We start from the raw sequence: 14,257 nt of genomic DNA, 5'->3' as shown, positions 1-14,257 counted from the left end.
TGGGTCGGGCCGACGGCCTCGAGGGTATGCAAGCGCATGGATCCGTGATCCATTCCCGATTCATTTGCGAGTTCACGTACTTTTCGGGCGGCGTCGTCCGGCGCGTACCGTGGCGGGATGCGCGCGATCACCTTCCCCGCCCCCGGCGGCCCCGACGTCCTCTCCCTCACCGAGCTCCCCGACCCGGTCGCCGGGCCCGGCGAGGTCCTGATCCGCGTGGCCGCCACGGGCGTCAACCACGCCGACCTCAGCCAGCGCGAGGGCGCGTACCCGCCGCCCGCGGGCGCGCCGACGCACCTCGGCCTCGAGGTGTCGGGCACCGTGGCCGCCGTGGGCGCGGGCGCGACGCGCTGGGGCGTCGGCGACCGCGTGTGCGCCCTGCTCGCGGGCGGCGGGTACGCGGAGCTCGTCGCCGTCGACGAGCGCCACGTCCTGCCGGTGCCCGACGGGCTCGACCTCGTGGAGGCGGCCGGCCTGCCCGAGGTGGTGGCGACCGTGTGGTCGAACGTCGTGCTCGACGCCCGGCTGCAGCCGGGCGAGACCCTCCTCGTCCACGGCGGGTCGAGCGGCATCGGCACCATGGCGATCCAGCTGGCGACGCGCCTCGGCGCCCGCGTGGCCGTGACCGCCGGCAGCCCGGCGAAGCTCGAGGCGTGCCGCGCGCTCGGCGCCGGCATCCTCATCGACTACCGCCAGGAGGACTTCGTCGCGGCGCTCCTCGCGGCGACCGACGGGCACGGCGCCGACGTCGTGCTCGACGCGATCGGCGGCGACTACGTCGACCGCGACATCCGGGCGCTCGCCCGCGACGGGCGGATCATGGTGATCGGCGCGCAGAGCGGGGCCCCGACGAGCATCGCGCTCGGACAGCTGATGGCGCGTCGCGGGCGCGTCTGGGGCACGACGCTCCGCGCTCGGGACGCCGACGACAAGGCGCGGATCATCGACGCGATCCGCGCGGACGTATGGCCGGCGGTCGCCGACGGCTCCGTGCGCCCGGTCGTCGACCGGGTCTACCCGCTCGCCGACGCGGCGGACGCCCACGCCCGCGTGGCGTCCTCGGCGCACGTCGGGAAGGTGCTGCTCGCGGTCCCGGCCGCCGACGCCGCGCTCGTCAGCGGTGGTACTCCGTCATGACGGGCTCCTGCCGGGGGTAGTCGATGGAGGGCACGGCGCGGTAGATCACGTTGGTCGCCATCCCCTCGCACGGGTCGACGGGGACCTCGAGGTGCGGGACCCGCGGGCTCCGGTGCGTGGGCTCCCGCAGCTCCTCGCCCACGTGCTCGCAGGTCTCCATCCGCCAGAAGCCGGAGGCCAGGCCCCTGCCCTCCTGCATGGCGCGCTGGATGAAGGCGTCCTTCGCCGCGCAGGTGGTGCTCCCCTCCTTCCGCACCTTCACGACGTACGCCTCGGTGACCGCGCCGTTCGGCATGATCCGGTAGCCCCCGCAGACGCGGTACCCCGCCTGCGCCGCGGCGGGCGCCGCGGGGACGAGCGCGGCCGTCACCGGCAGCACGGCGAGGACCAGCGCGAGGCCGAGGGCGCGACCGGTCCGCCGGGCGGGGGCGGTGATCGGGATGGTGCGCGGTGCGGGCATGGTCGTCCTGTCGGGTGGCGGGGCGGTCGGGCGGCGGGGCTCCGACGGCACCGACCGGGGCGGTCGATGCGCGGGGGCCCGGACATCCTGGCGGTACCGGACCCCGGCGCGCGGCGGTTCTCCCCACCGCTCAGGCGGCTCCGCCCGAGGGCTCCCGTCCGGCCACGGGCTCCGCGGGGGTCCCCGCCCCGCGCCGGGAGCGGATCCCGACGAGCGAGACCAGCCCGCCCGCGATGAGCAGCGCCGCGGTGACGAGCACGACCCGGTGGAAGGCGGCGACGTCGAGCACGGGGCCGGCGACGACGCCGATGGCGGCGATGGCGACGAGGCCGGCCACGCGGCTGACGGCGTTGTTGACGGCCGACGCGATGCCGGCCTGCGCCGACGGCACGGCCTCGAGGATCGTCGCCGTGAGCGGGGCGACCGTCATCGACAGGCCCAGGCCGAACACGAGGATGCCGGGGAGCAGCTGCCCCCGGTAGTCGACGGGCTCGTCGACGCGGAGCATGAGCAGGTAGCCCGCTCCCGCCACGATCGGCCCGACGCCCATGAGCAGGCGCGGCCCGATGCGTCCCGCCAGCGCGCCGAAGCGCGTCGACAGCAGCAGCATGATCACCGTCGTGGGCACCAGCGCGAACCCGGCGGACGTGGCCGAGAGGCCGCCGGTCTGCTGGAGGAACACGGCGATGACGAAGCCGCCGAGCGACAGCGCCCCGTAGATGCCGACCGTCGCGATGTTGCCGACGAGGAAGTCCCGCTCGCGGAAGAGGGAGAGCGGCAGCATCGGGTGCGGGGTCCGCCGCTCCCGCACGACGAAGAGCACCAGGCACGCGACCCCGACGACGAGGCTCCCCACCACGAGCGGATGCCCGAGGCCCAGCCGGGACTGCTCGATGAGCGCGAAGACCGGCCCGCCGATGCCGAGGGCGCCGAGCACCGCGCCCGGCGCGTCCACGCGGGTGCCGTCCGCGACCGGGGCATCGTGCGGCAGCCGGGCCAGGAGGACCAGGGTCACGGCGATGGGCAGCACGTTGATCCCGAAGACGAGCCGCCAGTCGAGCGCGTCCACCAGCACGCCGCCGAGGACGGGGCCGACCAGCATGGCGGTGCCCGTCCACGCCGTCCACGAGCCGATGGCGCGCGCCTGCGCCGGGCCCCGGAAGGCCTGCGCGATGAGCGCCAGCGAGCTCGGCACGAGGAGGGCCCCGGCCGCACCCTGGGCGGCGCGCGCCGCGATGAGGATCCCCGCCGTCGGGGCGACCGCGCAGACGAGGGACGTCACGCCGAAGCCGACGAGTCCCCAGCGGAGCACCCGCACGCGGCCGAAGGCGTCCGACAGGGAGCCGGCGAGGAGGATCAGGGCCCCGAGCGTGATGAGGTACGCGTCCACCACCCACTGCTGCACGACGAGTCCGCCGCCGAGGTCGTCGCCGATGGCGGGGAGCGCGACGTTCACGACGGTGCCGTCGAGGAACGCGACGAAGGACGCGAGGACCGCCACCACCAGCACGGTGCGCCCGCGGCCGTCCGCCGGGTCCCCGGACCTCCCCTCCGCCGGGCCGTCGGGACGGGCGGACGGGGCGGCGGCACGGGGCATGCGCTCAGTATGCGCCGTGGCGGTGCCGGGTCAGGAGGGCGGGTCGCCCGGGGATCCCGCGCGGTCGATCGCGGCCTCCACGCGCCGCAGCACGTCCTCGTCGCCCATGATCCGGAAGTGGCCGGACGCCGCGACGCGCTCGTCGACGGCGCCCTCGAGCGCGCTCCCGCCGGGGATGTGCGGGTCGAACCGCGCGAAGACGCTCGTGATGCGCGCGTTGACCTCGCGCGAGCGGCCGAGCTCCACGAGCGCGGCGTTCCGCGGCGAGAAGTCGCGGATGCTGCGGACCGGGAACAGGCGCGCGTAGGAGGAGCCGAGGAACGGCGCGTTGATCGCCACCATCGCCCGGATCCGCCGGTCGGGGTCCCCGAACGCCATCAGGTGCTTGCCGATGAGCCCGCCCTTGCTGTGCGCGACGATCACGACGTCGTGGATGTCCTCGGCCTCGAGGTAGGCGCGGGCGCGCCGCGACATCTCCGCGACCCGACCCGTGTTCGCGCCCAGCGCGCCGACGACGTGCACGCCGTGGCCGCGCGCGTGCAGCCGGCGGATGATCGGCAGCATGAACTGCCAGCGCTCGTAGACGCCCGGCAGCACGAGGATCGTCGGCCGGTCGTCACGGCCGTCCTCGAACGCGTGCGCGTCGTCGCGCGACAGGGTCGCCGCGACCTGCCAGCGGAGGACGTAGGCGTAGTCGAGCGCCCAGTCCCACGCCTTCCGGAGCGCCGACAGCGGGGCGGGGGCGCCGGGTCCGTCGGGGGTCACCGCTCCATCCTGCCCGGGGCGGATCGGGGTGGGCGGGTCGGTCGCGCTCCGCGGACCGGCCGGGTCAGCCGACGCGGGCATGCTCGACGATGGCCCGGGCGACGCCCACGGGATCCGTGAACATGACGACATGCGGTCCGTTCGCGACCTGCAGGCTGCCGCGCGGGATCGCGGAGGCGAGGGCGCGCGCGAAGGAGCGGTCGACGACGGCGTCGCGGTGCCCGACGATCACGAGGGTGCGGGCGCGGATGCGGCCGGCGCGCTCCTCGACGCGGTCGCCGATGAGGTGCGGCAGCTGCCGGAGGTAGTAGCGGATGCCGCAGCGCAGGAAGTAGTCGCCGAGCACCACCGCGTTCGACAGCAGCGGCTCCCGCAGCGTGTCGTGCGCGAGGGCGAGCCCGGCGCGGACGACGCCGCGCTTGCGGGGGTCGAGCGTCGGCGCGATGAGCACGATGCGGTCGGCGATCCCCGGCTGGTCGACGGCGAGCCGGGCGACGATCTGCGACCCCATCGAGTGGCCCACGACCACGGGGTCGACGAGGCCGTGCATGCGCACCACCTCCGCGACGACGGCCGCGTGGTCGGCGAGCGTCACGTCGCGCCGCACGCGCGGCGACTCGCCGTAGCCGGGCAGGTCGACGGCGTACACGTCGCCGTGCTCGGCGAGGAGGGCGGCGACCGGGTGGAAGTAGCGGGACGAGACGCCGATCCCGTGGACGAGGACGAAGGACGGGCGGGGCGGCACGGTGCCCACGCTCCCCGCGCTCCCCGCGGGCCCCGCCGACCCGACGCCCGCCGGGGCGGACGACCGGGTGCGCCCGGCGTTGGCGCCCGGGGAGCGGAACACCTTGATCGCGACGCGGAAGCCGAGCACCGTCCGGCGCTCGAGGTCGTGGTCCACGGGGATGGCCCGGGACCCGTAGCGACGGGAGAGGAGGAGCCAGCGCGGCGGCGACGACTCGGTGCGGTGCACGTCCCCCGGTCGCCGGACGCGGGTGAGCCGGGCGAGGGGGGAGCGCATCCTCAGCACCCTAGCGGGCCGCCGCCGGGGGTCCGCCGTGGCCGCGACCGCGCGCGCCCGGGCGATGGGAAGATGGACACCCGCCCACCCCGAGGAGACCCGATGAGCCCCGACTGGTCGAGGACCACCCTCGCCGACCTGCCCCTCCGCGACGGCCTCCGCGGCGAGGAGCCGTACGGCGCCCCGCAGCTCGACGTGCCCGTGCTCCTCAACGTCAACGAGAACCCGTACCCGCTGCCGGACGAGGTGGCCCGCGCCATCAGCCAGGCGGTGCTCGAGGCCGCCGGCGGCCTCAACCGCTACCCGGACCGCGAGTTCCTCGAGCTCCGCACCGAGCTCGCCGACTACCTCACCGCCGACAGCGGGCTCCCGCTCGGGCCGGAGAACGTGTGGGCGGCCAACGGGTCCAACGAGGTCCTGCAGCAGGTCCTCCAGGCGTTCGGCGGCACCGACCGCGTCGCGCTCTCCTTCGCGCCGCACTACGCGATGTACCCCGAGTACGCGCGCAACACCCTGACGACGTGGGTGTCGGGCCGCCGCCAGGAGGACTTCACGCTCGACCTGGCGGACGTGACCGCGCTCGTGGAGCAGCACCGGCCCGCCGTCGTCTTCCTCACCTCGCCCAACAACCCCACGGGCACGGCGCTCACCACGCGCGAGATCGAGCACGTCCTGTCGGTGGCGCCGGGCGTGGTCGTGATCGACGAGGCCTACGCCGAGTTCCGGCGCGCGGGCGTGCCCACGGCGGTCTCGCTGCTGCCGGACCACCCGCGGCTCATCGTGTCGCGCACCATGAGCAAGGCGTTCGCGTTCGCGGGCGGGCGGCTCGGGTACCTGGCGGCGTCGCCCGCCGTGGTCGACGCGCTCCGCATCGTCCGCCTGCCGTACCACCTCTCGCGCATCACGCAGGTGAGCGCGACGGCGGCCCTCCGCCACAGCGGCGTGCTCCTGGCGCAGGTCGCGTCCCTCCGCGCGGAGCGGGACGCCCTCGTCGACTGGCTCCGCGGACGCGGCTTCGAGGTCGCGCCGTCGGATGCCAACTTCGTGCTCTTCGGGCGCTTCCCCGACCGCCACGCGGTCTGGCAGGGCCTGCTCGACCGCGGCGTGCTGATCCGCGAGACCGGACCGGAGGGCTGGCTGCGCGTCTCGGTCGGCACGCCCGAGGAGACGGCGGCGTTCCGCGACGCCCTCGACGACGTGCTCGGGACGCCGCGCGACGCCTGACCGGTCGACCGCGGGACCTCGGCATCGCGGCGACGGCTGCCGGCCCGCGGCCGCGCGCGAGTCAGGGCCGGAAGCGGATCCCGGTCGCGTCCTCGGCGGCGGCCCACAGCTGCTCCGCCACGGCGGCCGAGCGCGCGTGCTGCGCGACGAAGGCGGGCGCCGGCGTGCCCCGCAGCTCGGACGGCCCGGACGGCCCCCAGGAGGACCCGCCCGTGACGCCATCCGCGACGGCCGCGTGGACGACGGGCCAGGCACCGGCGTCCTTGCCCTGGACGAGCACGCGGGCGGGAGCGGCGACGCGTCGGCGGGCGGCGGCGGCCCCCGTCGCCCGTGCGCCCGGATCCTGCGGCGGAGTCAGCGCGTCGACCGCGTACCCGGGATGCGCCGAGACGGCGATCCGGTCCGATCCCGCGGCGCGCCAGCGGCGGTCGAGCTCGGCGGCGAGCATCATGCACGCGGTCTTCGAGCGCCCGTAGCGGACGAGCGCCGGCATGCGGCCCTCCCCCGCCAGGTCGCCGAGGTCGAGGGGCGAGAATCGGTGCGCGAGGGAGCCGAGCATCACGACCCGTCCCCCGGCGCGCAGGCGCGGCGCGAGCCCGGCGACGAGCGCGAGGTGCCCGAGGGCGTTGGTGCCCATCATCTCCTCGAAGCCGTCGACCGTCGTCCGGCGGTGCCGGGCGCGGCCCCCCGCGGGGGTGACGCCGGCGTTGGCCACGATGGCGTCGAGGTCCTCGCGGACGGCGGAGACGCACGCGTCCACGCCGTCGAGGCGGGCGAGGTCGAGCGGCACGACCTCGACGTCCGCCCCCGGGACGCGCGCCTGGACGGCCCTGGCGGCGGCGTCCCCGCGCTCGGCCGAGCGGCACGCGAGGAGCACCCGGGCCCCCGCGGCGGCGAGCTGCACGGACGTCCAGAAGCCGACGCCGCCGTTGGCGCCCGTGACGAGCGCGGTCCGCCCGGCGAGGTCCGGCAGCGCCGGCGCCCCTGCCGCCCCCGTGGCGCCGGTCGCTCCGGCGCTCACGAGAGCGTGCCCACGCGGGTCACGCGCACGACGGCCTCGCCGGCCTCGTTCGACGCGTCGAGGTCGACGACCGCCTCGATCCCCCAGTCGTGGTCGCCCTCGGGGTCGTGCAGCGCCTGGCGCACCCGCCACTCGGTCGCGTGCTCGGTGATGGTCACGAGCGCCTGGCTGCGCGCGTCGCCGTCCGTGAGGATGCGATCGTACTCGCCGAAGTAGGCGTCGAGCGCGTCGCCCCAGGCGTCCGCGTCGAAGCCGGACTGCGCGTCCAGCTCGCCGAGGGCGGCCAGGTCCTCCCGCGCCGCCAGCTGCACGCGGCGGAACATCTCGTTGCGCACGAGGATCCGGAAGGCCCGCGTGTTCGCCGTGAGCAGCTTCGGCGCGGGCGGCAGCACGGGCGCGTCGCCGGGCGCGGTGGTCGGGTGCGACAGCTCCTCCCACTCGTCCAGGAGGCTCGAGTCGACCTGGCGCACGAGCTCGCCGAGCCACTCGATGACGTCGAGCAGCTCCTCGGTCTTCGCCTCGTCCGGGATGGTCTGGCGCAGCGCCCGGAACGCGTCCGAGAGGTAGCGCAGCACCAGCCCCTCGGAGCGCATGAGCCCGTAGAACGAGATCAGCTCGCTGAAGCTCATCGCGCGCTCGTACATGTCGCGGACCACCGACTTGGGGCTGAGCGCGAAGTCGCCGATCCACGGCTGGCTCGCCGCGTACGTCGTGAACGACTGGTCGAGCAGCTCCTCGAGCGGCTTCGGGTGCGTGACGGACTCGAGCAGCTCCATGCGCTCGTCGTACTCGATGCCGTCCGCCTTCATCGCCTGCACGGCCTCGCCGCGGGCCCTGAACTGCTGCTGGGCGAGGATCGGCCGCGGGTCGTCGAGCGTCGCCTCGACCACGCTCACCATGTCGAGCGCGTAGGTCGGGGACTCGCGGTCCAGGATCTCGAACACCGCGACCGCGAACGGCGACAGCGGCTGGTTGAGCGCGAAGTCGGCCTGCAGGTCGACCGTGAGGGTGATGCGCGTGGGCCCGCCGTGGGGGTCCGCCTCCTGCTCGACGATGCCCGCGGTGCGCAGGGTCCGGTAGATCGCGAGGGCGCGGCGGGCGAGCGCGAGCTGGCGGATCCGCGGCTCGTGGTTGTCCTCGACGAGAGCCCGCATGCTCTGGAAGACGTCGCCGCCGCGCGCGATGACGTTGAGCATCATCGCGTGACTCACCTGCATGCTCGAGGTCAGGCGCTCCGGCTCGGCGTCGATGAGCTTGCGGAAGCTCGGCTCGCCCCAGGACACGAAGCCCTCGGGCGCCTTCTTGCGCACGAGCTTGCGGCGCTTCTTCACGTCGTCGCCCGCGCGCTCCAGCATCTTCAGGTTCTCGGTCTCGTGCTCGGGCGCCTGCGCCACCACGGTGCCGGCGGTGTCGTAGCCGGCCCGGCCCGCGCGGCCTGCGATCTGGTGGAACTCGCGGGCGTTCAGCTGCCGCATCCGGGTGCCGTCGTACTTGGTGAGGCCGGTGAACAGCACCGTGCGGATGGGGACGTTGATGCCGACGCCGAGCGTGTCCGTGCCGCAGATGACCCGGAGGAGGCCCTGCTGCGCGAGCTGCTCCACGAGCCGCCGGTACTTGGGCAGCATGCCCGCGTGGTGGACGCCGATCCCCGCGCGCACGAGCCGCGAGAGGGTCTTCCCGAAGGCCGTGCTGAAGCGGAACGCGCCGATCAGCTCGGCGATCTCGTCGCGCTGCTCGCGCGTGACGATCCTGATGCTGGACAGGGCCTGCGCCCGCTCCAGGGCCGCCGCCTGCGCGAAGTGCACGATGTAGACGGGCGCCTGCTTCGTGTCGAGGAGCTCCTCGACGGTCTCCTGCACGGGCGTCACCGCGTAGTGGAAGGAGAGGGGGACGGGACGCTCGATGCCCGTGATCCGGGCGGTCGGGCGGCCGGTGCGCCGCGTGAGGTCGTCGGCGAGGTCGGTCACGTCGCCGAGGGTCGCCGACATGAGCACGAACTGCGCGTGCGGGAGCAGCAGGAGCGGCACCTGCCACGCCCAGCCGCGCTGCGGATCCGCGTAGAAGTGGAACTCGTCCATCACGACCTGGTCGACGGGGGTGTCCGCGCCGCCGCGGAGCGCGCGGTTCGCGAGGATCTCGGCCGTGCAGCAGATGATCGGCGCGTCCGGGTTCACCGACGAGTCGCCCGTGACCATGCCCACCTGCGCCGCGCCGAAGAGCTCGACCAGCGCGAAGAACTTCTCGGAGACGAGCGCCTTGATGGGCGCCGTGTAGTACGAGCGGCGGCCGCGGGCGAGCGCCGCGAAGTGCGCGGCGACCGCGACGAGCGACTTCCCCGTCCCGGTCGGCGTCGAGAGGATGAGGTGGGCGCCGGACGCGATCTCGAGGGCCGCCTCGTCCTGCGCCGGGTACAGCTCGATGCCCCGCCCGAGCGCCCAGTCCGCGAACGCGTCGTAGATCGCGTCGTCGGTGGCCCCGTCCACGGCGAGGCGCGCCGCCTCCTCGGTGAGCGTGGGGGCGAGGGCGGTGTCGGGCATGATGCGTCCATCCTCCCCTACCCGTCCACGGGCGGCGTCGCGCCCGGCCGCCACCCGGCCGCGCACCGTCACGGCGGCCGCCGCGGGTTCTCCACAGGACGCAGGGCGGGCCGGGTGGCAGCGCCTAGGTTCGCCGGATGCCGTCCCTCCCGCTCGACCCGCGCCCGGAGCGCGCTCCCGCCGACCGCACGGACGCCGCTCCCGACGGCCGCGTCGCGGGAGCGGCGCCCGCTCACCGCGTCACGGAGCACGCGCCCGTGGACCCGGATGCCGAGCGGGCGCGGCGGCGGGACCGCCGCACGGGGATCGTCGCGCTCGTCGTCGCCAGCGTCGTGCTCTGGGCCCTCATCGCCGCCGCGGTCGCGTTCGCCGTCACCCGCTGACGGCCCGCGACGCGGGCCGCCCTCCCCCGGAGGTCTCCGCACCGCCCGGGTATGATCTCCTGTGCCCTCCGACGCCCTGCCCGACGACCCCGCCCCGATCGTCGAACCCGCCCTCCCCGTCGATCCCGCCGCTCCGGCCACGGGCGCCACCGGCGCCATCGACCCCGCCGACCTCGCCATCACGCTCCGCGTCCTCGGCTCCCTCGCCGACATCGACGAGGAGCACCCCGACTTCGTCGCCGTGCGCCGCGCCACCGCGTCCATGTTCAAGTCGGTGAAGAAGGCCCGGCGGCTGGAGAAGCGCGAGGCCGTCGCCACCGCCGACCGCGCCGTCGTCGCCGCCACCGCGACGGGCGCTCCCGACCGCATCGACGACGAGACCCGCGGCATCCCGCTCGCCATCACCACGGCCGCCCCCTCCGCCGGCACGCTGCTCCGCTCGCGTCCCTGCTACATCTGCAAGCAGCACTACACGCAGGTCGACGCGTTCTACCACCAGCTCTGCCCCGACTGCGCCCGCGTCAACCACGCCAAGCGCGAGGCGCGCACCGACCTCACCGGCATGCGCGCGCTGCTCACCGGCGGCCGCGCGAAGATCGGCATGCACATCGCCCTGCGGCTCCTCCGCGACGGCGCGCACACCACCATCACCACGCGGTTCCCCCGCGACGCCGTGCGCCGGTTCGCCGGACTGCCGGACGCGCACGAGTGGGTGCACCGCCTCCGCGTCGTCGGGCTCGACCTCCGCGACCCGGCCCAGGTCATCGGCCTCGCCGACGCGGTCGCCGCCGCCGGGCCCCTCGACATCCTCATCAACAACGCGGCGCAGACCGTGCGCCGCTCCCCCGGCTCCTACGCGCCCCTCTCGGAGGCGGAGGCCGCGCCCCTGCCCGACGGCCCGATCCCGGAGCTCCTCACGTTCGGGCACACGGCCGACGCGCACCCCGCGGCCCTCGCCGCCAGCGTCGCCGCGCACCCCATCCTCTCCACCGCCACGGGCATCACGGCAGCCGAGGTCACCGAGCTCGCCATGACGGCCGGATCCTCGTCCCTGGCGCGCCTCGCGGCCGGGACGGCCATCGACGCGGGCGGCCTCGTGCCGGACCTGCACGACGCGAACAGCTGGACGCAGGTGGTGCACGAGGTGGATCCGCTGGAGATGCTCGAGGTGCAGCTCGCCAACGTGACGGCGCCGTTCCTGCTCGTCAGCCGCCTCCGCCCCGCCATGGCGGCGTCGACGGCACGGCGCAAGTACGTGGTCAACGTCAGCGCCATGGAGGGCCAGTTCGCCCGCGCGTACAAGGGCCCCGGCCACCCGCACACCAACATGGCGAAGGCGGCGCTGAACATGATGACGCGCACGTCGGCCCGCGAGATGCGGGAGACCGACGGGATCCTCATGACGAGCGTCGACACCGGCTGGATCACCGACGAGCGCCCCCACCCCACGAAGGTCCGCCTCGCCGAGGAGGGCTTCCACGCCCCGCTCGACCTCGTCGACGGCGCCGCGCGCGTGTACGACCCCATCGTCATGGGCCAGGCGGGCGAGGACATCTCCGGGGTGTTCCTGAAGGACTACCGCGTCGCCGAGTGGTGACGCTCCCCGCGCCGCGCGGGGACGACGAGAGGCCCGGACCCGCGCTGCGGTGTCCGGGCCTCTCGGCGTGGGGCGGCTACTCGACGGCGTCGAGGTCGCTCTCGAGCAGCGCCGCGAGCTCGTCGAGCGCGGCGTCGGCCCCGTCGCCCTCGGCGGTGAGCACGACCTGGTCGCCGTTGGCGGCGCCGAGGCTCATGAGGGACAGGATGCTCGTCGCGTCGAGCGGCGTGCCGCCCGGCTTGCTGATCCGGACGGGCATCCCCTGGCGCCGGACGGCCTCGATGAACAGGGACGCGGGTCGTGCGTGCAGGCCCACGCGGCTGCCGATGGTGGCGGTGCGCTCGGTCATGGACGTTCTCCTTCTGGTGGGGCGGATGGGACGGGGACGTGATCGATCGGGGACGTGATCCGGAGGGAGCCGTCCGACGGGCGGCCGTCAGGCGGCGACGGGGACGCCCTGGTCGACGGGCGCGGTGGCGACCGCCTCGGGCCGCTTCGCCGTGAAGCGCTTGAGCAGCACCACGAGGAACGCGGAGACGACCGTGCCGACGGCGACCGAGGCCAGGAACCCGAGGAACGTGCCGTTCATCGCGAAGAGCACGAAGACGCCGCCGTGCGGGGCCTGCGAGACGACGCCGAGGCCCATGACCATGGCGCCCGTGATGCCGCCGCCCACGATGCTCGCGGGGATGACGCGCAGCGGGTCGACCGCGGCGAACGGGATGGCGCCCTCCGAGATGAACGCGGCGCCGAGGAGCCACGCGGCCTTGCCGTTCTCGCGCTCCGCCGGGCTGAACAGCCGGCGGTCGATGACGGTGGAGGCGAGCGCCAGGGCGAGCGGGGGCACCATGCCGGCGGCCATGACCGCGGCCATGATCTGCCAGGGCGCCTGGTTGTCGAGCGCCCCGGCGCCGAGGCCGGCGACGGCGAAGGAGTACGCGACCTTGTTGATGGGGCCGCCGAGGTCGATGCACATCATGACGCCGAGGATGATCCCCAGCAGGATCGCGGAGGCGCCGGTGAGGCCCGAGAGGAAGTCGTTCAGGCCGCGCGTGAGTGCGGCGATGGGGCCGCCGAGGACCATGACCATGAGGCCGGACGCGACGATGGAGGCGAGCAGCGGGATGATCACGACGGGCATGAGGCCCCGCAGCCAGCGCGGCACGTCGATGCGGCCGATGGCGTAGGCGATGCCGCCCGCGAGGAGGCCGCCCACCAGGCCGCCGAGGAAGCCGGCGCCCATGATCACGGAGATGGACCCCGCGACGAAGCCCGGCGCGATGCCCGGCCGGTCGGCGATGGCGTAGGCGATGTACCCGGCGAGGGCGGGCACGAGGAACGCCATCGAAGCGCCGCCGATGACGAAGGCCACGGCGCCGAGGTACTGGGCGAGGCCGCCCGCCGGGAGGTCGGCGAGCGAGTTCTGCAGCACGACGTCGGACGCGGTCTCGGTGATGCGGTAGCCGCCGAGCAGGAACCCGAGCGCGATGAGGAGGCCGCCGCCCGCGACGAACGGGATCATGTAGCTGACGCCCGTGAGGAGCCAGCGCTTGAGCCGCGCGCCGACGCTCTGCGACGACTGCGGCGAGGCCTGCTCGGATCCGGCCGTCGCGCCGACCGCGCCCGGCACGCGCGGTGCGCTCGGGTCCTTCGCGGCCGCGACGGCCTCGGCGACCATCTGGTCGGGCTGGTCGATGCCGCGCTTGACGGGCGACTGGATGACGGGCTTGCCGGCGAAGCGCGCGCGGTCGCGCACGTCCACGTCGACGGCGAAGATGACGGCGGTCGCGCGGGCGATGATCGCGGGATCGACGGGCGTGACGGAGGAGGACCCCTGCGTCTCGACGTGGAGCTCCACGCCTGCGCGCTTCGCCGCGGCCACGAGCGAGTCGGCGGCCATGTAGGTGTGCGCGATGCCGGTGGGGCACGCGGTCACCGCGATGAGCACGGGAGCGTCGGCCGCGGGTGCGGTCGCGGCGGTCCCCGCGGATCCGGCCGCGGCCGACGGCGCCGTCGTCGGGGCCGTCGACGCGGGGGCGCCGGTCGAGGAGGCCGGCTCGTCCACGAGCGCGCCCTCCACGAGGGAGACGACCTGCTCCTCGGAGTTCGCGGTGCGGAGCGCCTCCACGAACTCCGGCTTGATGAGCGAGCGCGCGAGGCGCGACAGCAGCACGAGGTGCTCCTGGTCGGCGCCGTCCGGTGCGGCGATGAAGAAGACGAGGTCGGCGGGGCCGTCCGGCGCGCCGAAGTCGACGGCGGGTGCCGGACGGGCCATGACGAGCGTGGCCTCCGTGACGGCGGCGGAGCGGCAGTGCGGGATCGCGAGCCCCCCGCCCATGCCGGTCCCGGTCTTCGACTCGCGGTCCCAGGCGTCGGCGAAGAGGGCGTCGGCGTCGGTGGCGCGGCCCTCGGCGACGACGCGCTCGGCCAGCGTGCGGACGGCGTGCTCGCGGTCGGCGCCGAGGTCGGCGTCGAGGAGCACGAGGCGGTTCGTGATGAGCGATGGCATGTTCTT

12 protein-coding genes are annotated in these 14,257 nt (G+C 75.1%); 4 read left to right on the top strand and 8 right to left on the bottom strand.

Features of this window, described 5'->3' with window-relative positions; genetic code table 11:
* Positions 1–117 precede the first annotated feature (117 nt).
* Positions 118–1,137 carry an NAD(P)H-quinone oxidoreductase gene (locus tag AC07VC_RS08435; protein WP_494675749.1) on the top strand — a complete coding sequence of 340 codons (1,020 nt, stop codon included), beginning with the start codon at positions 118–120 and terminating at the stop codon, positions 1,135–1,137.
* Here AC07VC_RS08435 and AC07VC_RS08430 read toward each other — a convergent pair.
* The 4 genes from AC07VC_RS08430 to AC07VC_RS08415 form a co-directional block, all read right to left on the bottom strand.
* A complete protein-coding gene (locus AC07VC_RS08430) occupies positions 1,115–1,597 on the bottom strand; it encodes a hypothetical protein (RefSeq protein ID WP_317229138.1) in 483 nt (160 codons plus the stop codon). The two genes, AC07VC_RS08435 and AC07VC_RS08430, sit on opposite strands and share 23 nt — an antisense overlap.
* Positions 1,598–1,727: 130 nt before the next feature.
* The gene (locus AC07VC_RS08425; protein WP_494675748.1) at positions 1,728–3,194 is read right to left on the bottom strand and encodes an MFS transporter; all 1,467 of its coding nucleotides are present in this window, start codon (positions 3,192–3,194) and stop codon (positions 1,728–1,730) included.
* A gap of 30 nt (positions 3,195–3,224) precedes the next feature.
* A complete protein-coding gene (locus AC07VC_RS08420) occupies positions 3,225–3,959 on the bottom strand; it encodes an esterase/lipase family protein (RefSeq protein WP_494675747.1) in 735 nt (244 codons plus the stop codon).
* A 64-nt stretch (positions 3,960–4,023) separates the two neighbouring features.
* Positions 4,024–4,980 carry an alpha/beta fold hydrolase gene (locus AC07VC_RS08415; RefSeq protein WP_494675746.1) on the bottom strand — a complete coding sequence of 319 codons (957 nt, stop codon included), beginning with the start codon at positions 4,978–4,980 and terminating at the stop codon, positions 4,024–4,026.
* Positions 4,981–5,082: 102 nt separating this feature from the next.
* On the opposite strand from AC07VC_RS08415, the gene AC07VC_RS08410 reads away from it, so the two are divergent.
* A complete protein-coding gene (locus AC07VC_RS08410; protein ID WP_317229134.1) occupies positions 5,083–6,204 on the top strand; it encodes a histidinol-phosphate transaminase in 1,122 nt (373 codons plus the stop codon).
* Between the two features lie 61 nt (positions 6,205–6,265).
* On the opposite strand, the gene AC07VC_RS08405 is transcribed toward AC07VC_RS08410, so the two are convergent.
* The gene (locus AC07VC_RS08405) at positions 6,266–7,225 is read right to left on the bottom strand and encodes an SDR family NAD(P)-dependent oxidoreductase (protein ID WP_494675745.1); all 960 of its coding nucleotides are present in this window, start codon (positions 7,223–7,225) and stop codon (positions 6,266–6,268) included.
* Positions 7,222–9,762, bottom strand: a complete 2,541-nt coding sequence (locus AC07VC_RS08400) for a DEAD/DEAH box helicase (RefSeq protein WP_494675744.1) — start codon at positions 9,760–9,762, stop codon at positions 7,222–7,224. Before AC07VC_RS08400 ends, AC07VC_RS08405 begins: the two co-directional genes overlap by 4 nt.
* A gap of 137 nt (positions 9,763–9,899) precedes the next feature.
* On the opposite strand from AC07VC_RS08400, the gene AC07VC_RS08395 reads away from it, so the two are divergent.
* On the top strand, positions 9,900–10,145 hold the full coding sequence (locus AC07VC_RS08395; protein WP_317229196.1) for a hypothetical protein: 246 nt from the start codon (positions 9,900–9,902) through the stop codon (positions 10,143–10,145).
* Between the two features lie 61 nt (positions 10,146–10,206).
* Positions 10,207–11,742 carry an SDR family NAD(P)-dependent oxidoreductase gene (locus tag AC07VC_RS08390; RefSeq protein ID WP_494675743.1) on the top strand — a complete coding sequence of 512 codons (1,536 nt, stop codon included), beginning with the start codon at positions 10,207–10,209 and terminating at the stop codon, positions 11,740–11,742.
* Positions 11,743–11,818: 76 nt separating this feature from the next.
* Here the strand turns inward: AC07VC_RS08390 and AC07VC_RS08385 are convergent, their stop codons facing one another.
* Complete coding sequence (locus AC07VC_RS08385) at positions 11,819–12,091, bottom strand: HPr family phosphocarrier protein (protein WP_104289189.1); 273 nt, start codon at positions 12,089–12,091, stop codon at positions 11,819–11,821.
* A gap of 87 nt (positions 12,092–12,178) precedes the next feature.
* Positions 12,179–14,251 (bottom strand): PTS fructose transporter subunit IIABC, encoded by a 2,073-nt coding sequence (locus AC07VC_RS08380; RefSeq protein WP_494675742.1) that lies wholly within the window; start codon positions 14,249–14,251, stop codon positions 12,179–12,181.
* Positions 14,252–14,257: the final 6 nt, after the last annotated feature.

Source organism: Clavibacter sp. GW821-FHT01D01, assembly GCF_059422605.1.
The sequence above is the reverse complement of the archived record's forward strand: the minus strand, read 5'-3'. Positions and strand labels throughout refer to the sequence as shown.